Raw genomic sequence first — 22,980 nt, forward strand, 5'->3', positions numbered from 1 at the left:
AGGCTTATAGATAACTCTGTGGATAAGTCAAAAAACAAACACTTAAATTATTGGGGGTGAAGAAAGAAACAGATTGTTTAACATTGGCACAAAATCTATACTAAAAATTCATCCTGTCGGAAAAAGCAGACGAAATTAAAAAATATATTAAAATTCATAATTTTAATAAAAATATAACAAAAGTGCTTAGCCGTGTATCAGTTTGGTGAACGCCTACTTGTTTACAATGTAAACGTGTGTATATTGCAAAACATAAACCAATGTATCTGTCAGATTTTTATAGATAGATTCACTCTAATTGTAGGGGCATACAAATGAGCCAAGAAGAAAAGTTACCAAAAATTTTGATCGTTGAAGATGACGAACGTTTAGCTCGCTTAACACAAGAGTATTTGATTCGTAACGGTTTAGAAGTTGGGGTCGAAACAGATGGTAATCGTGCGATTCGCCGTATTATCAGTGAGCAACCAGATTTAGTTGTCTTGGATGTGATGTTACCAGGTGCAGATGGTTTAACCGTTTGTCGAGAAGTTCGTCCACATTACCATCAACCGATCTTGATGTTAACCGCGCGTACAGAAGATATGGATCAGGTACTTGGTTTAGAAATGGGTGCAGATGACTATGTTGCTAAACCCGTTCAACCACGTGTGTTATTGGCTCGTATCCGTGCTTTATTACGTCGTACAGATAAAACGGTTGAAGATGAAGTTGCTCAACGTATTGAGTTTGACGATCTTGTGATTGATAACGGCGGTCGTTCAGTAACACTTAATGGTGAGTTGGTTGATTTCACCAGTGCGGAATATGATTTGTTGTGGCTGTTAGCTTCAAACGCAGGGCGTATCTTATCTCGTGAAGACATTTTTGAGCGTTTACGTGGTATTGAGTACGACGGTCAAGATCGTTCGATTGACGTGCGTATTTCACGTATTCGTCCAAAAATCGGTGATGATCCAGAAAATCCAAAACGTATCAAAACTGTGCGTAGTAAAGGTTATTTATTCGTTAAAGAAACCAACGGATTATAATTTGCCGCTTGCTTAAAATTAGCTTGGAATTATTTTTTGTATGGTGAGTCGAGTACTAAGAAACAGCATTTTCTTGCGAATTTATGCTGGGTTAGTGGTTTTAGTTGTTGTGGTTGCCGCATTTTGTTATTTGCTGGTGCAAGTCATCAACTACCAACGTGCGCAAGAATATCGTGAATCCCTTACTGATGGTATTTCATATGTCATTAGTGAGGGGGTATCTCGACAGCCTCAAAAACAACAAAAGTTAGATTGGATTTCTGATGCTTCTGATTTGTTAGAACTTCCAATCTACTATGTGGATGCAGAACGGGTAGAGCTTTCTCGTACAGAAAAAAAACGGATTGCTGAGCAAAAGTCAGTAGTTCGTTATGATGCAAATAATGGTGTGGGCTATATCATTATTGGTTTGAAAGATGATGCGAAACACTATCTTTATATCAAGGTGGATAAGCTTGCTGAACGCCAAATGAAGGCGTTACCTATTTTTGTATTGGACTATTTGATTTTTTATCCTGGTCAAGAGCGTGAATATCTAGAACGGATTAAAAAGCATTTTTATTATCCGATTACCATTGCCAGTATTAAAGATATTAATCTAGATTCAGAGCAGATCGGTCGTTTACGTCAAGACCAAAGTATTCTGTTATATAAAGACAGTGCAACCGTACGTGGTACAACGATTTCGATTGTTTCTCCGATGCCCAATCATCCTACACAAGTCCTGATTTTAGGGCCTGTTCCAATGTTTAATTGGATGCCTTTTCAGCTTGCAGCAGGGATTACACTATTCAGTTTATTCTTATTGAGTTTGGGTGTTTATGGCTTAATTTTGCCATTGGAACGTAAAATTCGTCAGGTACGTTATGCCTTGAATAAGATGAAGTCTGGTGATTTGTCATTACGTGTACCCATTGAAGGTACGGATGAAATGGCAAACTTGGCATCCAGTTATAACAATATGTCTGATCATATCCAGCGTCTGATCGAAGCACAGCGTGAATTAATGCGTGCGGTTTCGCATGAGCTGAGAACGCCAGTTGCACGTATTCGTTTTGGCATGGAAATGTTGGCCGAAGAGGATGACTATAGTTATCGTATTCAGCAAGTCGATATGATTGATAAAGATATTGAAGCACTCAATACTTTGATTGATGAAATCATGACCTATGCCAAGCTAGAGCAGGGTACACCATCTTTAGATTTTGAAGATGTAGTATTGGTTGAGGTGCTTGATCAAGTTGCAATGGAAACAGAAGCACTGAAGACGCAAAAAGAAATCGAATTAATTGCTCCACCATTAGCGCTATGTGTAGATGCGGAGCGTCGTTATTTGCATCGTGTGGTACAGAATTTGGTTGGAAATGCAGTTCGTTATTGCGATCATAAAGTTCGGATTAGTGGTGGTGTTCGTGCCGATGGTAAAGCATATGTCTGTGTTGAAGATGATGGCCCAGGTATTCCAGAACAAGAGCGTGCGCGTATTTTTGAAGCCTTTGCGCGTTTAGATGATAGTCGTACACGTGCATCTGGTGGATATGGTTTGGGTTTATCAATCGTGAGTCGTATTGCTTATTGGTTTGGTGGTGAGATTCAAGTGGATCAAAGTCCAAATTTAGGTGGCGCACGTTTTACCATGACATGGCCTGCAAAGCGCTATAAACAAAATGTAAAAAAATAGTTTTAACTGATCGAATTTTGAGAAAGATATAAAAAAGCCAAAGCTGAAATACTTTGGCTTTTTTATATCTATCTTTCGATGGACAATTGAATGACAATAATTTATTCGTGGACAGAGGAATCAGGTTCAATCACCGGATGACCAGATTTCAAGTTATTGAGCGCATCACCATTAAAATCAAGCAGTAAGGAATTATTTTTGACGTCTATCTTGTAACTTTTGATCAGTGCTTGATCTCCATGTAGGGTTTCAACTTTATAGCTATCGGCAATGTTTAAAATACTCTCGAGATTGGTTGTGGTTGCAGCGAAATCTTCTCTAAAAACCTCGTAAATATCTCTTAAGTCGAAAATTGCATTCACAGCATCTGGATGTTTTTGAATATAACTTTCAATGTGTCGCATCAATAACTGTGAAAAAAAGAAATAATCTGAGTCATGTCTATATTCTAAATGCATATTTTTCTCCTTGTTTGCTTCTTTTAGAATACCGATCTATTTACCGAATAGTGTATAAAGTTAATTAAAGCATGTAGCTGAATTGCAACATATTATGTCGATATGACAACCTGATTTCGACCTTGTCGCTTGGCTTGGTATAAGGCATCATCTGCCTGCTTAAATAGATATTCAATTGATTGCTGATTTTCAGGTTTACAGATATAGAGACCTACACTAATTTGGATATAAAAATAATCTTGATGTTCTAAAGCAATCGGTGTTTGGCTAATTTTCTCTCGAATTTTTTCCGCACAATGATAAGCCGTTACTGTATCGGTGTTGCTCATAAAAATAGCAAATTCTTCACCGCCTAAACGACCGAGCAAATCGTGAGGTTTGAGGAGGGCTTGAATCGTATGAACACAGCTTTGTAAGGCACGATCTCCGATTTGATGACCATAGTTATCATTTACTTGTTTGAAATGATCGATGTCTAGCATGATAAAAGCAGTGGTTTGTACTGAATCTTTTGCTTGTTGTTGCAAGATTTGTATGGATTGAATGAGTTGACGTCTGGTTAGGCTGGATGTTAATTCATCATGGGCAATAATATGTTGTAACTCTTGAATAAGCTTCGATCTCACCATATTGATGCTAGAGACCGTGAGTGGTGCGATGGTCATCATGATTAACCCAAGGCGAATCGAGATGGTGTTGTTTAAATATTGATTTGGATAAAGTAGTAAATATTTTTGAGAGACGTGGTAGATAATAAATGCACAACTCAGTGAGGTAATGATGGTCACGGAGAAATGACGATAACGTAACGCACACCAAATTAATGCGGCAATTGGATAAAGTAAGGAACCTGGTCCAGCATCATAATAACCAATGACAATCGAAAAAATAACGGCAAATAAGGGTAAGCTTTCTTGTACAGTTTGAGTTTTAATTTCTTTCAGTTGTTGTTTAAATTCAATTAGGTTCGGCATGCTAATGATTGCAGGTAAAAGCAATAGTGCATTTTGAATCTCTGCAGTAAACCAGTAGCTCAAGTCAGTCCAAAAAGAACCAAGTGTAAACTTGGTATTGAAGTAGGGAAGTATAAGGGCTGCGAATAAAGAACTTGATAAAGCACCTACACAGCAAAAACTAAATAAAAATAAGTAGAAATAGCCATGATGCATTGAGCGTATCAAAGCATTAAAGCGTATATAAAGAATGAGGGTGGTGATGACATAAAGTACGTTGGCAAAAGTTAAACAAAGATTGAGTAAAAATGGAGTATCTTGTGAGCTGTCGGCAAGGAGGTAGCCCACAATTGCGCCAATAAAACTGATTGGATGACGTGTTTGTGGAAAGCGAATGAGTAAGCCCAATAAAATGGAATTGGCAGGCCAAAATGATGCGAGAAAAGTTAAATGTCGGGTTGCAATACCGAAGATGCAGCAAAAAAAGATCACAGCAGCAAAAAGTAAAAATAACTGCAAAAGCGATGGAGGCTTTAATTCTGCTACTGATTGAGTCATCCTGACACGTATCCTTGAGGAATTTGGTCGGATTATTATATAAATTTTGTTTAAATTTTCAGCGCAATTTTGTATCAGTGCAATGATTTAGTTCATGCTGCAATATTTTTGCGCACCTGTAATAAATTGCGAATGTTTTTGGCGCATAAATAATGAAAAAAATGATCAAGATGGAGTATTTGATTAGATAATTCGATTTTTAAGGGTGAATTCGTAGTGATCTAGGATAGATCAGTAAATTAATCAATGAAATCATCCTAAAGACTAAAGCGCTTCAACTAGCATGAGAAATTAGAAATCAGGTACAATTGGCGGGATTAATTTTGTGTTTGGTGTATTTGAAGGCCAATACATACATTCTTTGTTAAAAATAGGCCTGCCAGGAGTTATCCCCGCATGAGTGCCATTACTCCATACGATTGGGCGATTATCGCCTTCGTGATCGGCGTTACATTTCTTTGCGTTTTTATGCTTACCGTTCCCTTACTCCTCGGGGGTAAAGCATGGGGGCGTGCGAAACAAGAGCAGTTTGAATCAGGTGTAGTTAGTGCGGGCGGCGCTCGTATTCGCTTGTCAGCCAAATTCTATTTAGTTGCGATCTTCTTTGTGGTTTTTGATTTGGAAGCCCTTTACCTCTACGCATGGGCAACTTCTGTTCGTGAAGTAGGTTGGTTTGGATTTACCACGGTCGTTATTTTTGTTGTTGATCTATTGATCGCCTTAGTTTATGCAATTTCTGTAGGAGCGCTGAATTGGGCACCTGTAGATCGTCGTAAAGCTGCTGGTATGACAGTAAAAATTGGTTCACCGAATATGAATATTGCTGACATTACTCGATTCAATAATATTGAAGAATTGGTTGTCGATCCTACTGGTCATATTCCAGCGCAGTCTTCTGGTCGTGTTAAGTCTAAGACACCGACTACATCATCATTTAAACAGGAGTAAGTCGGGATGAAATATACTTTAACCCGTGCGAATCCAGATGCCGATCAATATCCATTACAAGATCGTCAAATCGTAACTGATCCTCTTGAGGAAGAAGTGAATAAAAGTGTGATGATGACACGTCTTGAAGATGTGTTGCATACCGCAGTGAACTGGGGGCGTAAAAACTCTTTATGGCCTTTTAACTTTGGTACCTCATGCTGCTACGTTGAATATGCAACAACATTAACTGGCGTACATGACTTATCACGTTTTGGTGCTGAGGTGATTCGTGCTTCACCACGTCAAGCGGATTTGATGATTGTTGCAGGAACCTGCTTTGTCAAGATGGCACCCGTTATTCAACGTTTATATGAACAAATGCTTGAGCCTAAATGGGTCATTTCAATGGGTGCTTGTGCAAACTCTGGTGGTATGTACGACATCTATTCTGTGGTGCAAGGCGTAGACAAAATTATTCCTGTTGATGTGTACATCCCAGGTTGTCCTCCTCGCCCAGAAGCACTCATTCAAGCGTTGATGTTACTTCAAGACCAAATTCAACTTGAGCGCCGTCCACTTTCAGCGGTGATTGGTGATGATCTTCAGCCTGTATATAAGCCAAAGATGATGCCAGAACGCGATCGTAAGAATGCTGACCGTATTGCGGTGAAAAACTTACGCTCTATGGATGAAATTAAATAATTTTAACGATGAGTTTTGACATATCTAATGGATATGGTCATCGGGAAAATTGCCAGAATTTGTATTAAATAGGAAGCCAAGCCAATGGCTGAAACTGACATTGCTATGCCAGAATCAACGAAAGTTGATTCACGCCCAGCATTTGCAATTGTAGAAGAGCTCAAAACCAAATTTGGTGAGAACTTCTACGTGCAGGCGACTTTTGAAGAGTTTCCAACAGTCTGGGTTGAGCGCGCACGCGTGCAAGAAGTCCTTATGTTCCTCCGTAAAGTGGAACGTCCTTATGTGATGCTATTTGACTTGTCTGCGGTAGATGAACGCTTACGTGTTCACCGTGATGGTTTACCAGCATCTGATTTTACTGTGTTTTATCATTTACTTTCACTTGAGCGCAATAGTGATATTCGTATCAAAGTTGCATTGAATGAAAATGATTTAGACATTCCAACAGCAAGTAATATCTGGCCAAATGCGAACTGGTATGAGCGTGAAGCCTACGATATGTTTGGGATCAATTTCGCAGGGCATCCAATGCTCCGTCGTATTTTGTTACCAACTTACTGGGAAGGTCATCCTTTACGTAAAGAGTATTCGGCGCGTGCGACAGAATATACGCCGTATATGCAAGACCAAGCGAAGCAAGATTTTGAACAAGAACACTTGCGCTTTGTACCTGAAGACTGGGGTCTAAAACGCGGCACTGCCGATGAAGACTTTATGTTCTTAAACTTAGGTCCTAACCATCCATCTGCGCACGGTGCATTCCGTATTGTTTTGCAGTTAGATGGCGAAGAAGTCAAAGACTGTGTGCCTGACATCGGTTATCACCACCGTGGTGTGGAAAAGATGGCTGAACGTCAAACATGGCATTCATTCATTCCGTATACGGATCGTGTTGACTACTTAGGTGGTTGTGCGCAAAACATGCCATATGTGATGGCGGTTGAGCAGCTTGCAGGGATTAAAGTTCCTGAGCGCGCACAAGTCATTCGTGTGATGTTGAATGAATTGTTCCGTATCAATAACCACTTGTTGTTCTGTGGTACAGCGATTCAGGATGCGGGTGGTATGACGCCAGTATTCTATATGTTCGCAGACCGTCAAAAAGTCTATGACATCGTTGAAGCAATCACGGGTTACCGTATGCACCCAGCATGGTTCCGTATTGGCGGTACAGCACACGACCTTCCAAATAACTGGCAGAAGCTAGTGAAGGAGTTGTTGGAGTGGATGCCGAAGCGTTTGAACGAGTACTACACTGCAGCACTTAAAAACTCAGTATTTATTGGTCGTACTCGCAATGTTGCGCAATACGATGCTAAATCTGCGTTGGCTTGGGGTGTAACAGGTACAGGTTTACGTGCGACAGGAATTGACTTTGACGTTCGTAAATATCGTCCATATAGCGGTTACGAAAACTTTGATTTCGATGTGCCAGTAGAATACGAAGGCGATGCTTATGCGCGCGTATTGGTTCACTTCCGTGAAATTACTGAGTCGTTGAAAATCATTCAGCAGTGTTTGGATAACATGCCTTCTGGTCCTTATAAAGCGGATCATCCATTGGCAGTTCCACCACCAAAAGATAAGACATTACAAGATATTGAAACTTTGATTACGCACTTCTTGAGCGTGTCTTGGGGTCCTGTAATGCCTGCGGGTGAGTCATCGTTCATGACTGAAGTGGTGAAAGGTGCGAGTACTTACTATTTGACTTCAGATAAGTCAACCATGAGTTACCGTACGCGTATTCGTACACCGACCTTCACGCATTTGCAGCAAATGCCTTCTGTGATTAATGGCAGTTTAGTTTCTGACTTGATCATTTATTTGGCGACCATTGATGTGGTTATGGCTGACGTGGATCGCTAGGGGCAAACGATTATGATGATTTTGACTGATAAAAAACCTCGTGTGAATGTTGAAGGGATTTTGACTGCTGAAGAAATCCATGACATTGAACATCACATTGATCACTACCCGTACCCACGTGCGGCATCGCTTGATGCGTTGAAGTGTGTACAGCGCCGTAACGGTTGGGTAGATGACGCGCAAATGAATGCGATTGCACAATTGCTCAGCATGAGTGTGGCGGATCTGGAAGGCGTAGCAACGTTCTATAACCGTATCTACCGTCAACCTGTTGGTCGTCACGTGATTTTATTGTGTGACTCGATTGCGTGCTTCTTGATGGGCGCTGAAACTTTGGCAGAAGCGTTCCAGCGCGAGTTGGGCATCCAGTATGGACAAACCACAGCAGATGGCCGTTTTACCTTGCTCCCAATTTGCTGTTTAGGCAACTGCGATAAAGGTCCAACTTTAATGATTGATGAAGATACGCACGGTCTTGTGGACGTGTCATCAGTTAAACAGTTATTGGAGAAGTATGTATGAATACTGAACCAAAACCAATTTATGGCGACGGTAACCCAGAAACGCATCCATTGACTTGGCGTTTGAGCAAACAAGAGTTTGTTCGTGCTGCCGATGAGTACGAAGCACTTGAAGGTTATGCTGGCTTTAAGAAAGCATTGGGCATGCCACCGAAAGATGTACTTGACGTCATTAAAGCTGCGACAGTAAAAGGTCGTGGTGGTGCAGGCTTCCCAGCAGGAATTAAATGGTCACTCATGGCACCAAATGATGGTGGTCCACGTTATTTGATCTGTAATGCTGATGAAATGGAGCCAGGTACATTCAAAGACCGTTTGTTGATGGAGCAGCTTCCTCATCAATTGATCGAAGGGATGTTGATTGCAGGGTATACCCTTGAAGCGACTCACGGTTATATCTTCATCCGTGGTGAATATATCGAAGCGGCTCAATACTTAAATGAAGCGTTAGAGCAAATCCGTGCCAAAGGTTACTTAGGTGAAAATATCCTTGGTACTGGCTGGAACTTCGAGATGCATGTGCATACGGGTGCAGGGCGTTATATCTGTGGTGAAGAAACCGCATTGATTAACTCGCTTGAAGGTCGTCGTGCCAATCCACGTACTAAGCCACCATTCCCGCAAGTTGCAGGGGCGTGGGGTCGTCCAACGATTGTCAATAACGTTGAAACCTACAATAACTTGCCTGCGATTATGCTTCGTGGTCCAGAGTGGTATATCAACCTGTCTGCGGGTAAATCCAAAGATCCAGGCACCAAGATTTATGGTGCATCAGGCAAAGTGAAATTCCCTGGTTTATGGGAACTTCCATTTGGTACAACTGCGCGTGAAGTGATTGAAGATCATGCGGGTGGTATGCGTGATGGTTTAACCCTGAAAGCATGGTTGCCGGGTGGTGCATCAACTGACTTCTTAGCGGCTGAACATATTGACTTGCCAATGGACGCTGAAAGCATCATGAAAGCAGGTTCACGTTTAGGAACATGTTTGTTGATGGTGGTTGATGAAACCCAATGTATGGTCTCTGCAACACGTAACTTAGAAGAGTTCTTTGCACGTGAATCATGTGGTTTCTGTACACCGTGCCGTGATGGTTTACCTTGGGCAGTCAAAGCGCTGAAAGCACTCGAAACAGGTACAGGTAAGAAAGAAGATATCGATCATTTACAAGAACTCACTCGTAAATTATGGATCGGTAAAACTTTCTGTGCTCACGCACCAGGTGCGATGGAGCCGCTTATGGGCGCATTAAAATATTTCCGCCATGAGTTTGAAGCAAAGGTTAAAACCCATGCTCCTGCTCTTGACGTAGAACAAGCTTAAGGAATTCGACTATGGCTACAATTCATGTCGATGGAAAATCGTATGAAGTCAATGGCTCTGAAAACTTGCTACAAGCATGTCTCAGCCTTGGTATCGACATCCCGTATTTTTGTTGGCACCCATCCTTAGGTTCAGTTGGTTCTTGTCGTCAATGTGCTGTTACGCAATATAATAATGCGGAAGATACACGTGGGCGTTTAGTCATGTCTTGTATGACACCTGCGACCGACAATACCTATATTTCGATTGAAGACAAAGAAGCGACGGATTTCCGTGCCTCGATCGTTGAATTCTTGATGACCAACCACCCACACGACTGTCCAGTCTGTGAAGAAGGTGGTCACTGTCATTTACAAGATATGACGGTGATGACGCAACACGATCGTCGTCGTTATCGCTTTACCAAACGTACTCACTATAACCAAGAGTTGGGTTCGTTCATTGCGCATGAGATGAACCGTTGTATCGCGTGCTACCGTTGTGTGCGTTACTACAAAGACTATGCTGGTGGTACCGATTTTGGTGTCTATGCCAATGCATCACGTGTTTATTTCGGTCGCCCAGAATCAGGTACTTTAGAATCTGAGTTCTCAGGTAACCTGACTGAAGTGTGTCCAACAGGTGTATTTACCGACAAGACCCATTCAGCACGTTATAACCGTAAATGGGATATGCAATATGCGCCAAGCGTGTGCCAAGGCTGTTCTTCAGGTTGTAACATTTCACCGGGTGAGCGTTATGGCGAAATCCGTCGTGTTGAGAACCGTTTCAATGGTTCAGTCAACCAATACTTCCTGTGTGATAAAGGTCGTTTCGGTACAGGTTATGTGAATCGTGAAGATCGTCCACGTCAACCACAGTTCCGTAATGGCGACGCTGTTACAACTGTGAGTGTTGATCAGGCACTTGATCAAGTCATTGCACAGCTTAAAGGTAAGAAAGTTCTAGGTATCGGTTCTCCTCGTGCAAGCTTGGAATCAAACTACGCACTTCGCCAACTTGTTGGTCAAGCCAACTATTCAACAGGTATGTCTCAAAAAGAGCAGAACTTGGTTGAGTTAGCTGCTTCAATCATGCAAACACAGGGTATTTATAACCCGAACATGCGTGAAATTGAGAGCTATGATGCAGTTCTAATCTTGGGTGAAGACTTAACGCAAACAGCACCACGTATGGCTTTATCAGTTCGCCAAGCTGCGAAAAATAAAGCGAAAGAAATGGCAGCTAAAACACGTACACCTGATTGGTTGGCAGAGCCTGTACAACGTATTGGTCAAGATGCTAAATCTCCAATCTATATTCTTGCTGCAACGCAAACACGTTTAGCAGATGTGGCAACGGGTGAAGTAGTTGCATCGCCAAATGACATCGCACGTTTAGGTTTCGCGGTTGCTGCTGCTGTTAAAGGCGAAGCGCTTTCTGGTTTGGCTGATGATGCAAAAGCATTTGCGCAAACCATTGCAGATACCTTGAAAGCAGCGAAAAAGCCTTTGATTATTTCTGGTACGAGTTTACAAGATCCTGCGATTATCGAAGCGGCTGCACAGGTTGCACAAAACTTAGGTGAAAACGCTGGTTTATCATTGACTGTTCCTGAAGTGAACTCAATGGGCTTAGCATTATTCGGTGGTTTAAGTTTAGAACAAGCTTTTGCACAAGACTATGATGCCGTAGTTGTGGTTGAAAATGACCTAACTCGTCGTTTGCCAGTCGCTCAAGTAAAAGCTGCGCTTAATAAAGCTGAAACTGTGATCGTATTGGATCACAGCGAAACTGAGACCGTGAAGCTTGCAGACATCGTTCTTTCAGCAGCAAGTTTTGCTGAAGGTGATGGCACTGTAGTGAGTCAAGAAGGCCGTGCACAACGTTTCTATCAAGTGTATGACCCAAGCTACTACAAGCCTGAATATGCGATCAAAGAATCATGGCGTTGGTTACATGCTGTTGAGACAGGTCTTAAAGGTAAAGCAGTCGATTGGACATTGCTTGATGATGTAATTGATGACATCGTGAAGAATGTACCAGTACTTGAAGCGATTCAAGATGTTGCACCAGATGCAGGTTATCGTGTTCATGGTTTGAAAATTGCACGTGAGCCACGTCGTTACTCAGGTCGTACTGCAATGCGTGCGCCGTTATCGATTCACGAGCCAAAACAACCAACTGATCCAGATTCAGCATTAACATTCTCTATGGAAGGTTATGTGGGTAATCAGACAGCATCGTCTTTAGTACCTTTCGCATGGGCTGCGGGTTGGAACTCGCCACAAGCGTGGAACAAGTACCAAGATGAAGTTGGTGGTCACTTAAAAGGTGGTGATTCGGGTGTGCGTTTATTCGATCGCTTAGCAAAACGTCCTGCACGTAGCTATGTTGCACCGACTGCCGTGGTTGTGAATCCTGAAAGCTTCCGTCTTGTGCCAATGCACCATATCTTTGGTTCAGGTGAATTCACGATTAAAACACCAGCAATGGAATCACGTATTCCTGAAGCGATGTTTGCCGTGGGTGAACAAGATGCGACGCGCTTAAATGTTCAAGATGGTCAACGTATTACCGTGAAAGCAGGCGAAACGAGCATCAGCTTACCTGTACAGGTCATCGAATATTTACCAACAGGCTACATTGGTTATCCAATTGGTCTAGCACCAACCGTTTCATTGGCAGAGCCTGTGTCTGTGGCAGTAGGAGTGTAATTCATGAATCAAGAAATTATACGTCAAACGCCACTTTGGGCTGAGAACTGGCCAATCGCTTATTCAGTGATTCAAGCAGTTGTGATCCTGTTGGTGGTGGTTTTGGTTGCTGCATTAATGTCATTTATTGAGCGTCGTCTCTTGGCGTTATGGCAAGACCGTTATGGTCCAAACCGTGTTGGTCCGGGTGGTATGTTCCAGATCGTTGCCGACATGCTCAAGATCATGTTCAAAGAAGACTGGACACCAAAGTTTGCCGATAAGCTGACTTTTCGTTTAGCACCAGCAGTTGCGATGGCAACTGCGGTACTTTCGTTTATGGTCATCCCAGTAAGTCCTACACTGGGCGTTGCGGATATGAGTATCGGTCTATTGTTCTTTATGGCAATGGCGGGTATTGCAGTTTATGCAGTGCTATTTGGTGGTTGGGCGTCTAACAACAAATACTCGTTACTCGGTGGTCTTCGTTCTGCTGCTCAAACTATTTCTTATGAAGTGTTCTTGGGTATTTCATTGATGGGTGTGGTTGCGATTGCAGGCTCATTCAACCTACGTGAAATCGTTGAAGCTCAACGTGATGTTTGGTTTGTTATTCCACAATTCATTGGTTTCATTATCTTTGTTATTGCTGGTGTTGCAGTGACGCATCGTCATCCATTTGACCAACCAGAAGCTGAGCAAGAATTGGCGGAAGGTTATCACGTTGAATATGGTGGGATGAAGTGGGGGATGTTCTTCGTTGCGGAATACGTGAACGTGGTTTTAATCTCTGCACTGATCGTAACGTTATTCTTCGGCGGATGGCTTGCACCATTTAACTTAGAAATTCCATTTGTTCCACCAGTTTTTTGGTTCGTGATTAAAACAGCATTCTTTGTAATGATGTTTGTATTGGCGCGTGGTTCTTTAATGCGTCCACGTTATGACCAAGTGATGAATTTTGGTTGGAAAGTTTGTTTGCCATTGGCGTTGGTCAACTTGTTAGTGACTGGTGCTGTGATTCTGATGAATCAGGCCTAGGACAGCAGGGAGTACAAAATGTATAAAATTCTAGCTGGATTTGGATCGATTGTCCGTTCGTTGTGGATGGTGTTTAGCCATGTAACACGTAAACGTGACACGATTTTATATCCAGAAGTACCAGCTGAACAAATTGTGCCTCCACGCTTTCGTGGTCGTATCATCTTGACGCGTGATCCAGATGGGGAAGAGCGTTGTGTGGCATGTAACCTTTGTGCGGTTGCATGTCCTGTTGGCTGTATTTCATTACAAAAAGCGGAAAAAGAAGATGGACGTTGGTATCCAGAATTTTTCCGTATCAACTTTTCACGCTGCATTTTCTGCGGTATGTGTGAAGAAGCTTGTCCTACAACTGCAATTCAGATGACTCCAGATTTTGAACTTGCTGAATATGTACGCCAAGACTTGGTTTATGAAAAAGAAAACTTATTGATTTCTGGCCCAGGCAAATATCCTGACTATAACTTCTACCGTGTCACTGGTATGGCAGTAAATGGTAAGGAAAAAGGTCAGGCACAAAAAGAAAGTGCACCAGTTGATGTACGGAGTTTATTACCATGATGTGGCCATTTTATTTGATGGCACTTGTGGCCATTATTTCGACCGTTCGTGTTGTGACTAACACGAACCCTGTGCATGCACTTTTAAGTTTGATTGTTTCTCTACTTGCTGTTGCTGGCATTTTCATGATCGTGGGTGCGCCGTTTGCGGCTGCACTTGAGATCATCGTTTATGCAGGTGCGATCATGGTCTTGTTCGTCTTCGTTGTCATGATGTTGAATCTTGGACAAGATACGGTTGAACAAGAACGTAAATGGTTGAGTTCTGATGCATGGGCTTTTCCCGCACTGATGAGCTTTTTATTGGGCTTAATTTTAGTGTGGATGCTCGGTGGAGAATACACCACGATTTCTGCACCAATGGGTACAGAAGTTGTCGGACCTAAAGCAGTTGGTCAAGCATTATTTACTCACTATCTATTATTGGTAGAAGTTGCCGCGATGTTATTGCTTGCAGCATTAGTTGCTGCATATCACCTCGGCAAACGTGAACCAAGCGCAGAAGAGGATAAAGAATAATGGGACACATCCCTTTAGAACATGGTTTGATTGTTGCAACCATCCTTTTTGCACTCGGTTTTTACGGTGTAATGGTGCGACGCAACCTATTATTTATGTTGATGAGCCTTGAAGTCATGATGAATGCTGCCGCATTGGCATTTGTTTTAGCAGGCAGTGTTTGGGCTCAACCAGATGGACAAGTGATGTTCATCTTGATCTTAACACTTGCAGCAGCAGAGGCATGTATTGGTCTTGCGATCGTCCTTCAGTTTTATCATCGCTTCCATCACTTGGATGTGGATGCTGCTAGTGAGATGCGCGGATGAGTACATTATATTTAACCGTTTTATTTCCGCTCATTGGTTTTATCCTGTTAGCGGCAGGGCGTGACAAACTTTCTGAAAATGTAGCTGCCATTATTGGCGTCGGTTCAGTGGGTTTATCTGCGTTATTTGCTTTAATTGCGGGTCTTGCATTTACCAGCAGCGGTCAAACCATTTTTGTACAACACTTATGGACGTGGTTCAGTGTTGGTGGTTTTGAACCAGGTATCAGCTTACATCTCGATGGTTTGTCATTATTGATGACAGGCATGGTGACAGGCGTTGGTTTCCTGATTCATATCTTCGCATCGTGGTATATGCGTGGTGAAGAAGGCTATGCGCGTTTCTTCTCTTATTTCAACCTATTCGTTGCTAGCATGTTGTTGTTGGTACTCGGCGATAACTTGGCGTTATTGTTCTTGGGTTGGGAAGGCGTAGGTCTGTGTTCATATCTATTGATTGGTTTCTACTACTCAAACCCTGCAAATGGTTGGGCAGCAATTAAAGCATTCACCGTAACACGTGTGGGTGATGTCTTTTTACTTATTGCATTGTTCTTGCTCTATCAACAATTTGGTACCTTGAATATTCAGTACATTGTTGAACATGCGGCGACTGTTATGACGCAAAGTTCATCATTGTCGATCTGGACAGCATTGATGTTGTTCTTGGGTGCGGCAGGTAAATCAGCGCAAATTCCATTACAAACTTGGTTAGCCGATGCGATGGCTGGTCCTACACCAGTATCTGCATTAATCCATGCTGCAACAATGGTTACAGCAGGTGTGTACTTATGCTGTCGTATGTTCTCTGTAATGGAAATGGCACCAGAAGTAATGCAGTTCATCTCGATTACCGGTGCTGTGACGTTGCTTGTGGCTGGTTTTGCCGCATTAGTGCAAACTGATATTAAACGTATCTTGGCTTACTCAACTATGAGTCAGTTGGGTTATATGTTCATGGCAGTGGGTGCTGAAGCTTACCAAGCTGGTTTATTCCACATGCTTGCTCACGCATTCTTCAAAGCATTATTGTTCCTTTCTTCAGGTGCCGTGATTCTTGCGTGTCATCACGAACAAAACATTTTCAAAATGGGTGGATTACGTAAAAAGATTCCATTCGTATTTTGGTGTTTCGTGATCGGTGGTGGCGCATTGGCAGCACTTCCAGTCGTAACAGTTGGCTTCTTCTCTAAAGATGCGATCTTGGGTGCAGTCTATGCACAGTCTACGATTGCAAATCTTCCGCTTTACCATACCTTGTACTGGGTGGGTGTTGCAGGTGCATTCTTAACGTCTATCTATACGTTCCGTCTTATCTGGGTTGTATTCTTTGGCGAAGAAAAAACCCATGCACATGCGATTCATGGTGTGACCTATTGGGGACCGCTTGCGATTCTTGCGACCTTATCAACAGGTATTGGTTATTTCTTACAAGCACCAGTTGCAGGCTTATTAACGGCTGCCAAAATTCCAAGCTTTGTTGTTCCTGAGAGCTTAGAAGCAGCTGTTGTACATGCTGAACATTTAGCAAGTGGCGTTGCCCTCGCTGGTTTAGCTGTGGGTATCTTCTTGTTTGCTTTTGCATACGGTGCAGTAAAAGCTTTTGCTCAAACATCTTTGGGCTCAGGTTTAGCGCACATTTGCCGTACCGCATTTGGTTTTGATGCTTTGTATGACATCGTTTTTGTAAAACCATACTTACTGATTGCGAAAATCTTAGGTCGTGATCCGGTCGATAGCTTATGGCTCGTACTTCCTGCAATTGTGAAAGGTGGTAATAGCTTTACAAGTTCGCGTCAAACAGGTTCATTACGTGAATACGCATCAAGCATGTCACTCGGTGTAGTGGTGTTATTGATGATCTTGATCGTAGTTCAGGTTGTGGGGAAATAAAATGGAAAACAATTTAATTTTACCCGCACTGATTTTAGTTCCTTTCATTGCTGGTTTTATTTGTTGGTTGGTCGATAAATTCGACCAACACTTACCACGTTGGATTGCCTTGATTGGTATGCTCATTACCTTTGGTTTGGGTATTGCACTTTGGCAAACTGGTACATATAGCTACGAGTTAGGCGGTAAAGTCCCAACGTGGGCAGCTGAATTCCAACTTCCATGGATTCAGTCTTTGGGTATTAGCATTCACTTAGCAGTGGATGGTTTATCTTTACTCATGGTTTTACTTACAGCATTACTTGGTGTACTTGCTGTTGGTTGCTCGTGGGGTGAGATTCAAAAGAATGTTGGTTTCTTCCACTTAAACCTCCTTTGGAGTTTGGGTGGCGTGATCGGTGTATTCCTTGCAATTGACTTATTCCTGTTCTTCTTCTTCTGGGAGATGATGCTTGTACCAATCTACTTCTTGATTGCGTTATGGGGACATTCAGGATCGAATGGTCGTTCGCGTGTTTATGCTGCAACGAAATTCTTCTTATATACACAAATCGCTGGTTTGATCATGCTAATCGGTATCTTAGGCTTAGTGGTCTATGGATACATGATGACAGGTATGATTGGTTTCGATTACAACTATTTATTGGCTGTTGCGAACCATTTACCACCAGAAGTTGCTTACGCATTCATGCTGTGTTTCTTCATTGGTTTTGCGGTGAAATTACCTGTATTCCCATTACATGGTTGGTTACCTGATGCGCATGCTCAAGCACCAACAGCTGGTTCTGTGGATTTAGCTGGTATTTTGATTAAAACAGCTGCGTACGGTTTGCTCCGCTTTGTGATTCCATTCTTCCCAGCAGCATCAGCACAATTTGCTGATATCGCCATTATTTTGGGCTTGATTGGTATTTTCTACGGTGCATTCTTAGCGTACCAACAAACAGATATGAAACGCTTACTTGCGTACACGTCTATTTCGCACATGGGTTTCATCTTACTTGCAATTTATGCAGGTAATATCCTGACTTTCCAAGGCTTAATGATCATGATGTTGGCACATGGCTTGTCATCTGCTGCATTGTTCATTATGTCGGGTCAAGTCTATGAGCGTTTACATACACGTGATTTACGCTTGATGGGTGGTCTTCGTGGTCAACTGCAATATTTACCATTCTTCTTGATGTTCTTCGTTGCTGCACTTGTGGGCGTGCCTGGTCTAGGTAACTTTATCGGTGAATTCTTGATTTTAATGGGTTCATTCAAAGCTTATCCTGCATTCACGATCATTGCTGCTGTAAGTTTGGTATTTGCAGGTCTCTACGGTTTGATTTTGATTCACAAAGCACTTTTTGGTGAACCGAATCCAGAACAAAAGCAACACTATACAAGCCCACTTAAAGATTTATCAGTACGTGAAGTTAGTATTTTGATGATCTGTGTGATTGGTTTGCTTTGGTTAGGGCTTTACCCACAAACATTCTTGGATATGTCTCATTCAAGCATGCAGTGGTTAGTCAATAGTTATATGCCAGTACAAGAAGTTGTTGAAACTGTTCAACAGGCTGCAACTCAACTTGAACAAGTGGAGATGCAATAAACCATGAACTTCACACTTTCTTTTTCTGAGCTTATGCCACTTGTCCCAGTGATGATTGTGGCATTGACTGCAGTTGTTGTGATGTTATTGATTGCGATTAAACGTAATCATAATCTTGTTGCAACAACGACAGTGGTTGGTTTAAACCTCTCTGCAATTTTTATTGCATATACGATGTTTAGTGGACACTTTGTTCCAGTAAATGTCATGGGCATGTTTATGGTTGATCCATTCACCATGCTCTATCAATTCTTGATTTTGATTGCTGCTTTAGCATGTAGCACGCTTTCACATGCCTACATTGAAACCTATAAAGATAATCGTGAAGAACTTTATATCTTGTTACTTTGTTCTGTAGCAGGTGCAATGTTGTTGGTTGCGAGTTCTAATTATGCTGCTTTCTTTATCAGCTTAGAATTGATGTCGATTCCTGTGTACGGTATGTTGGCTTATACTTATCAACGTAGTCAGTCTTTGGAAGCAGGGATCAAATATCTTGTACTTTCAGCGACTGCATCTGCAATGTTGCTGATGGGTATGGCGTATATCTATGCTTATACAGGTTCATTGTCATTCTATGATTCTGTTCAAGCATTATTTACTGCAATCAAACAGCCAATGGTGTTATTGGGCTTAGGTCTTATTATCTTTGCTGTTGCATTTAAACTTTCGCTTGCACCATTCCATAAATGGACGCCAGATGTGTATGCAGGTGCGCCAGCACCAATGGCAACCTTCTTGGCAACTGCTGCCAAAGTTGCAACGATTGGTTTATTTGTACGTTACTTATTGACCTCTGGTGCAATCTTAGTTGAATCACTGGTGACAGTTTTGACGGTCATTGCTGTGTTATCAATCTTAGTGGGTAACTTACTTGCAGTGCGTCAAGTCAACTTGAAACGTATTCTTGGTTATTCATCAATTGCACACTTTGGTTACTTGCTGATTGCTTTAATTAGTATGACTTATGCAAGCTTAGGTAGTGTAACTGTTTATGTGATTACCTATGTATTTACAACAATCGGTGCATTCGGTGCAGTTGCGTTGATGTCTAGTCCATACAACAATCTTGATGAAGCACAAAGTCTAGCTGATTATCGTGGTTTGTTCTGGCGTCGTCCGATTTTGACTGCAACATTAACCGTAATGATGTTGTCTTTAGCAGGTATCCCATTAACAGCGGGCTTTATTGGTAAGTTCCTTGTGGTCATGGCTGCGGTCACAACGCAACACTGGTTCTTGGCTGCAATGGTCGTAGTGGGTAGTGGTATTGGTTTGTATTACTACTTACGTGTGATGATTGTGATGTACATGACACCACCAGAAACCCCACGTATTGATGCAGATGCGCATTGGGGAACTAAAGTTGGTGGGATTATGGTACTTGGTGCAGCATTGCTTGTATTACTATTAGGTATCTATCCAGATCCAATGATTAAATTGGCATTGAAGTCAGAAATTCTTTCTCCATTGCATTTCATGTTGTCTCAACAACAATAATGATCTGATTAGTACAAAAAAGCCTCCAAAAATTGGGGGCTTTTTTTAATGAATAGTAAAAAACAATCTATAATAGCTCTAGATTAATATTATTTAGGTGCTTACCCGTGTCTGTCCAAGAAATTCGCCATCCGCTTATTCGCCATAAACTTGGTTTATTACGCCGTTCAGACATTAGCACGAAGAACTTCCGTGAATTGGCACAAGAAGTCACGATGCTACTGACTTATGAAGCGACTAAGGATCTACCTGTTGTGGATCATGAAATTGATGGATGGGCAGGTAAAGTCTCAACTCAGCGTATCGCAGGCAAGAAAACTACCATTGTTCCTATCTTGCGTGCTGGTATTGGTATGCTTGAAGGCGTTCTTAGTCTGATTCCAAGTGCGAAAGTGAGTGTATTGGGTTTAGAACGTGATGAAGCAACTTTAGAAGTGCGTACGTATTATAAGAAATTAGTGCCTGATGTTGCCAATCGTTTAGCTATGATTATTGATCCAATGTTGGCAACAGGTAACTCTTTAATTGCTGCAATTGATGTACTCAAGGCAAGTGGCTGTAAAGATATTCGTGTGATGATCTTGGTGGCTGCACCTGAAGGTATTGCAAAAGTAGAGGCTGCACATCCAGATGTTCGTATTTATACGGCTTCAATTGACCAAGGTCTAAATAAAGATGGCTATATCGTGCCTGGTTTAGGCGATGCTGGCGACAAAATATTTGGTAGTGTGCAGAAAGATTAATTTTTGAAAATATGCTTAAAAAAGAGACTTAATCCAACCGTATAGATTTTAGGGGAGGATTTAGAGTCTCTTTTTTTATATACTGAATGATAGTATTTGCAAAATTGGATGAATGTCATGAAGAAAGAATTTTATCAGGGAAAAGTTAAACAATATAATCCAGACAAAGGGTATGGTTTTATTGCGACGGCTGAAGGAGAGATCTTTTTTCATATTTCAGATTTTCCAGCAGCGGAAGGTGAGCCTAAACGCAATGAAAAAGTAAAATTTGTAGCTCTAGAAAATGCTGGCAAATTTAAAGCAGTCCAAATTGAACGTGTAGATCCGAATCCTGCAAAAACTAAAAAAAATAAAATATTGGCTCATAATGAATCGATAACGAGTGAGCTATTGTCAAACTTTCGACGTTAATCATCTAGATAAAATATGGAGAGAATTTTTTTGATCTCCATATTGATCTATTAGGCTTTGCAAATGAGAAAAGAAAAATATGTTTGTTGAAGGTAAAATTAAAAAATATAATTCAGAAAGAGGGTTTGGCTTTATAGCACTTGAAGGGCAGGCAGATATCTTCTTTCATATTACCGATTTTCCCAAAGCAGGCGGTGAGCCAAAAGTTGGCGAATTACTTAGATTTCTTATTGTGCAAGATAAAGATAAATTTAAAGCAGCAAATATTGTTCGGTTAGATTTAAAGAGCTCTCATCCTTCTAGTCATTTTGCCTCTAATTCTGAGATTACCTCTAATGCAATTTCACCAAATAATCCTCAGTCTAGCTCTAAAAAGAGAATGATCCTTACGGTCATTGGTTTAATGATTATTGCGGTTTTAGCAGTTCTGGTCTTTAAAAAATATCAGTCTTATCAACAGTCACAAAAATTAAAAGCAGCTCAGTTGATCGAAGAACAAAAGAAAATAGTGATTGCTCAAAGGCAGGCATTGGGTGATTTACCAGAGCTAAAGCGATCTGAAAAAACAGAACAGGTGTTAGACGTACCATCAACACCGTCAGTATCATATCATCAAATGCAAGCTGTGCAGTCCGTTAAAGCTCAAGCCCAGTTTAGTTGTGATGGGCGTGAGCATTGTTCACAAATGCATTCTCGTGAGGAAGCTATATTCTTCTTAAGAAATTGTCCGAATACAAAAATGGATGGTGACAATGATGGTGAGCCATGTGAACAACAATTCTGATGATAAAAAAAGATCAGGCTTAAACCTGATCTTCACAGAAATGTAAAAAGGCTTTAAGCCCAGGACCTTGATATTTTTGACGATGTACTAGCATATAAAGAGGGCGGGTCAGTTGCCAATAAGGTGTATCTAAAATAACAAGCTGTCCTTTCTCTTCCAGCGGTTCAATCGCGAGTCTTGAAACACAAGACATCCCCAAACCACCAGCAACAATTTTTAAGATTGCTTCGTTATGACCGAGGGTTAAACGGATATTAGCATCTGGTAGATCTTGTAAAATCGCATTATCAAAAACTTCACGTGTACCTGAGCCTTCTTCACGTAAAATCCACTCAACCTCATGGAAATCTGCTGGTGTAATTGGGCGATCTAACTTTGCAAGAGGGTGATCAGGTGCACAGCAAACAGCGAGTTCGTCATCTTTCCAATGAATACTTTGTAATTGGGGTAAGTGGCAAGAGCCTTCGATTAAAGCCAAATCCAGTTGAAATTGATTCACTGCTTCAATCATTTGGCGAGTATTTCCCACCTGTAACTGTAAATGTGCTTGAGGGTGATGTTGTAAGAATTCCGCCATGAGATCAGGCATCAAATAATCACTGATCGTTAAGGTTGCACCTAAACGTAAATCAATACTTTGAAGTTCACCCTTAGCGGCTTGTTCAAATGATTCACAGCGACCTAAGATTTCTAAAGCTTGAGGCAGTAAAAAACGTCCCAAGTCATTGAGTTGTAAACGCTTGCCTAAACGGTCGAATAAAGGCGCACCTAAACCATCTTCTAAATCAGCTAAAGCCATACTTGCCGCACTTTGTGTGAGTCGGACAGCATCACTCGCTTTGGTTACAGTTCCTTCCTGAGCAACCGCCACGAAAACAGCCAATTGGCGTAAGGTCATGCGCATGTTAAATAGCCTTA

21 protein-coding genes are annotated in these 22,980 nt (G+C 41.6%); 18 read left to right on the top strand and 3 right to left on the bottom strand.

Annotated elements, in window-relative coordinates; all coding sequences use genetic code 11:
• Positions 1–314 precede the first annotated feature (314 nt).
• Both bfmR and bfmS read left to right on the top strand, forming a co-directional pair.
• The gene (gene bfmR, locus MMP60_RS14140; protein ID WP_000076440.1) at positions 315–1,031 is read left to right on the top strand and encodes a response regulator transcription factor BfmR; all 717 of its coding nucleotides are present in this window, start codon (positions 315–317) and stop codon (positions 1,029–1,031) included.
• A 40-nt stretch (positions 1,032–1,071) separates the two neighbouring features.
• Positions 1,072–2,712, top strand: coding sequence for a sensor histidine kinase BfmS (gene bfmS / locus MMP60_RS14145; protein WP_241336996.1), 1,641 nt, complete (start codon positions 1,072–1,074; stop codon positions 2,710–2,712).
• 101 nt (positions 2,713–2,813) lie between these two features.
• Here bfmS and MMP60_RS14150 read toward each other — a convergent pair whose 3' ends face one another.
• Positions 2,814–3,170 (bottom strand): hypothetical protein, encoded by a 357-nt coding sequence (locus MMP60_RS14150; protein WP_241336997.1) that lies wholly within the window; start codon positions 3,168–3,170, stop codon positions 2,814–2,816.
• Between the two features lie 92 nt (positions 3,171–3,262).
• Complete coding sequence (locus MMP60_RS14155; RefSeq protein WP_241336998.1) at positions 3,263–4,681, bottom strand: diguanylate cyclase; 1,419 nt, start codon at positions 4,679–4,681, stop codon at positions 3,263–3,265.
• 396 nt (positions 4,682–5,077) lie between these two features.
• Here MMP60_RS14155 and ndhC point away from each other — a divergent pair, with 396 nt between their 5' ends.
• The 16 genes from ndhC to MMP60_RS14235 all read left to right on the top strand — a co-directional run bounded on the left by ndhC (position 5,078) and on the right by MMP60_RS14235 (position 22,062).
• A complete protein-coding gene (ndhC, locus tag MMP60_RS14160) occupies positions 5,078–5,629 on the top strand; it encodes an NADH-quinone oxidoreductase subunit A (RefSeq protein WP_241336999.1) in 552 nt (183 codons plus the stop codon).
• A gap of 6 nt (positions 5,630–5,635) precedes the next feature.
• Entirely contained in the window at positions 5,636–6,313 is a 678-nt protein-coding gene (locus MMP60_RS14165; RefSeq protein WP_004881335.1) for an NADH-quinone oxidoreductase subunit B, read from the top strand.
• Positions 6,314–6,397: 84 nt separating this feature from the next.
• The gene (gene nuoC, locus MMP60_RS14170; RefSeq protein ID WP_018677954.1) at positions 6,398–8,185 is read left to right on the top strand and encodes an NADH-quinone oxidoreductase subunit C/D; all 1,788 of its coding nucleotides are present in this window, start codon (positions 6,398–6,400) and stop codon (positions 8,183–8,185) included.
• Positions 8,186–8,197: 12 nt separating this feature from the next.
• Positions 8,198–8,707, top strand: coding sequence for an NADH-quinone oxidoreductase subunit NuoE (gene nuoE, locus MMP60_RS14175; RefSeq protein ID WP_004669859.1), 510 nt, complete (start codon positions 8,198–8,200; stop codon positions 8,705–8,707).
• Positions 8,704–10,029, top strand: coding sequence for an NADH-quinone oxidoreductase subunit NuoF (gene nuoF / locus MMP60_RS14180; RefSeq protein WP_241337000.1), 1,326 nt, complete (start codon positions 8,704–8,706; stop codon positions 10,027–10,029). The genes nuoE and nuoF overlap by 4 nt, the downstream gene beginning before the upstream one ends.
• Positions 10,030–10,040: 11 nt before the next feature.
• Positions 10,041–12,725, top strand: a complete 2,685-nt coding sequence (nuoG, locus tag MMP60_RS14185) for an NADH-quinone oxidoreductase subunit NuoG (protein WP_241337001.1) — start codon at positions 10,041–10,043, stop codon at positions 12,723–12,725.
• 3 nt (positions 12,726–12,728) lie between these two features.
• Positions 12,729–13,745, top strand: coding sequence for an NADH-quinone oxidoreductase subunit NuoH (nuoH, locus tag MMP60_RS14190; RefSeq protein WP_004663752.1), 1,017 nt, complete (start codon positions 12,729–12,731; stop codon positions 13,743–13,745).
• 18 nt (positions 13,746–13,763) lie between these two features.
• On the top strand, positions 13,764–14,306 hold the full coding sequence (nuoI, locus tag MMP60_RS14195; RefSeq protein ID WP_004663751.1) for an NADH-quinone oxidoreductase subunit NuoI: 543 nt from the start codon (positions 13,764–13,766) through the stop codon (positions 14,304–14,306).
• Positions 14,306–14,824, top strand: a complete 519-nt coding sequence (gene nuoJ, locus MMP60_RS14200) for an NADH-quinone oxidoreductase subunit J (RefSeq protein ID WP_171067616.1) — start codon at positions 14,306–14,308, stop codon at positions 14,822–14,824. Before nuoI ends, nuoJ begins: the two co-directional genes overlap by 1 nt.
• Positions 14,824–15,132 (top strand): NADH-quinone oxidoreductase subunit NuoK, encoded by a 309-nt coding sequence (nuoK, locus tag MMP60_RS14205; RefSeq protein WP_004638057.1) that lies wholly within the window; start codon positions 14,824–14,826, stop codon positions 15,130–15,132. Before nuoJ ends, nuoK begins: the two co-directional genes overlap by 1 nt.
• The gene (nuoL, locus tag MMP60_RS14210) at positions 15,129–17,024 is read left to right on the top strand and encodes an NADH-quinone oxidoreductase subunit L (protein ID WP_241337002.1); all 1,896 of its coding nucleotides are present in this window, start codon (positions 15,129–15,131) and stop codon (positions 17,022–17,024) included. Before nuoK ends, nuoL begins: the two co-directional genes overlap by 4 nt.
• A 1-nt stretch (position 17,025) precedes the next feature.
• Entirely contained in the window at positions 17,026–18,624 is a 1,599-nt protein-coding gene (gene nuoM, locus MMP60_RS14215; protein WP_241337003.1) for an NADH-quinone oxidoreductase subunit M, read from the top strand.
• Positions 18,625–18,627: 3 nt separating this feature from the next.
• Positions 18,628–20,124, top strand: a complete 1,497-nt coding sequence (nuoN, locus tag MMP60_RS14220) for an NADH-quinone oxidoreductase subunit NuoN (RefSeq protein ID WP_241337004.1) — start codon at positions 18,628–18,630, stop codon at positions 20,122–20,124.
• A 107-nt stretch (positions 20,125–20,231) separates the two neighbouring features.
• Positions 20,232–20,867, top strand: a complete 636-nt coding sequence (gene upp, locus MMP60_RS14225) for a uracil phosphoribosyltransferase (protein WP_241337005.1) — start codon at positions 20,232–20,234, stop codon at positions 20,865–20,867.
• A 117-nt stretch (positions 20,868–20,984) separates the two neighbouring features.
• Positions 20,985–21,278: a cold shock domain-containing protein gene (locus tag MMP60_RS14230; protein ID WP_241337006.1), complete on the top strand. Its 294-nt coding sequence runs from the start codon at positions 20,985–20,987 to the stop codon at positions 21,276–21,278.
• A gap of 79 nt (positions 21,279–21,357) precedes the next feature.
• Positions 21,358–22,062 carry a cold shock domain-containing protein gene (locus MMP60_RS14235; RefSeq protein ID WP_241337007.1) on the top strand — a complete coding sequence of 235 codons (705 nt, stop codon included), beginning with the start codon at positions 21,358–21,360 and terminating at the stop codon, positions 22,060–22,062.
• 19 nt (positions 22,063–22,081) lie between these two features.
• On the opposite strand, the gene gigC is transcribed toward MMP60_RS14235, so the two are convergent.
• A complete protein-coding gene (gene gigC / locus MMP60_RS14240) occupies positions 22,082–22,966 on the bottom strand; it encodes a LysR family transcriptional regulator GigC (protein ID WP_241337008.1) in 885 nt (294 codons plus the stop codon).
• Between the last annotated feature and the right edge of the window lie 14 nt (positions 22,967–22,980).

The sequence above is a fragment of the Acinetobacter sp. ANC 4805 genome, assembly GCF_022549495.1.
Taxonomy (GTDB): domain Bacteria; phylum Pseudomonadota; class Gammaproteobacteria; order Pseudomonadales; family Moraxellaceae; genus Acinetobacter.

What these genes read in the sequence shown, in the direction of transcription:
- bfmR (WP_000076440.1), top strand. Translation starts at nt 315, where the DNA reads ATGAGCCAAGAAGAAAAGTTACCAAAAATTTTGATCGTTGAAGATGAC.
- bfmS (WP_241336996.1), top strand. Translation starts at nt 1,072, where the DNA reads ATGGTGAGTCGAGTACTAAGAAACAGCATTTTCTTGCGAATTTATGCT.
- MMP60_RS14150 (WP_241336997.1), bottom strand. Translation starts at nt 3,170, where the DNA reads ATGCATTTAGAATATAGACATGACTCAGATTATTTCTTTTTTTCACAG.
- MMP60_RS14155 (WP_241336998.1), bottom strand. Translation starts at nt 4,681, where the DNA reads ATGACTCAATCAGTAGCAGAATTAAAGCCTCCATCGCTTTTGCAGTTA.
- ndhC (WP_241336999.1), top strand. Translation starts at nt 5,078, where the DNA reads ATGAGTGCCATTACTCCATACGATTGGGCGATTATCGCCTTCGTGATC.
- MMP60_RS14165 (WP_004881335.1), top strand. Translation starts at nt 5,636, where the DNA reads ATGAAATATACTTTAACCCGTGCGAATCCAGATGCCGATCAATATCCA.
- nuoC (WP_018677954.1), top strand. Translation starts at nt 6,398, where the DNA reads ATGGCTGAAACTGACATTGCTATGCCAGAATCAACGAAAGTTGATTCA.
- nuoE (WP_004669859.1), top strand. Translation starts at nt 8,198, where the DNA reads ATGATGATTTTGACTGATAAAAAACCTCGTGTGAATGTTGAAGGGATT.
- nuoF (WP_241337000.1), top strand. Translation starts at nt 8,704, where the DNA reads ATGAATACTGAACCAAAACCAATTTATGGCGACGGTAACCCAGAAACG.
- nuoG (WP_241337001.1), top strand. Translation starts at nt 10,041, where the DNA reads ATGGCTACAATTCATGTCGATGGAAAATCGTATGAAGTCAATGGCTCT.
- nuoH (WP_004663752.1), top strand. Translation starts at nt 12,729, where the DNA reads ATGAATCAAGAAATTATACGTCAAACGCCACTTTGGGCTGAGAACTGG.
- nuoI (WP_004663751.1), top strand. Translation starts at nt 13,764, where the DNA reads ATGTATAAAATTCTAGCTGGATTTGGATCGATTGTCCGTTCGTTGTGG.
- nuoJ (WP_171067616.1), top strand. Translation starts at nt 14,306, where the DNA reads ATGTGGCCATTTTATTTGATGGCACTTGTGGCCATTATTTCGACCGTT.
- nuoK (WP_004638057.1), top strand. Translation starts at nt 14,824, where the DNA reads ATGGGACACATCCCTTTAGAACATGGTTTGATTGTTGCAACCATCCTT.
- nuoL (WP_241337002.1), top strand. Translation starts at nt 15,129, where the DNA reads ATGAGTACATTATATTTAACCGTTTTATTTCCGCTCATTGGTTTTATC.
- nuoM (WP_241337003.1), top strand. Translation starts at nt 17,026, where the DNA reads ATGGAAAACAATTTAATTTTACCCGCACTGATTTTAGTTCCTTTCATT.
- nuoN (WP_241337004.1), top strand. Translation starts at nt 18,628, where the DNA reads ATGAACTTCACACTTTCTTTTTCTGAGCTTATGCCACTTGTCCCAGTG.
- MMP60_RS14230 (WP_241337006.1), top strand. Translation starts at nt 20,985, where the DNA reads ATGAAGAAAGAATTTTATCAGGGAAAAGTTAAACAATATAATCCAGAC.
- MMP60_RS14235 (WP_241337007.1), top strand. Translation starts at nt 21,358, where the DNA reads ATGTTTGTTGAAGGTAAAATTAAAAAATATAATTCAGAAAGAGGGTTT.
- gigC (WP_241337008.1), bottom strand. Translation starts at nt 22,966, where the DNA reads ATGCGCATGACCTTACGCCAATTGGCTGTTTTCGTGGCGGTTGCTCAG.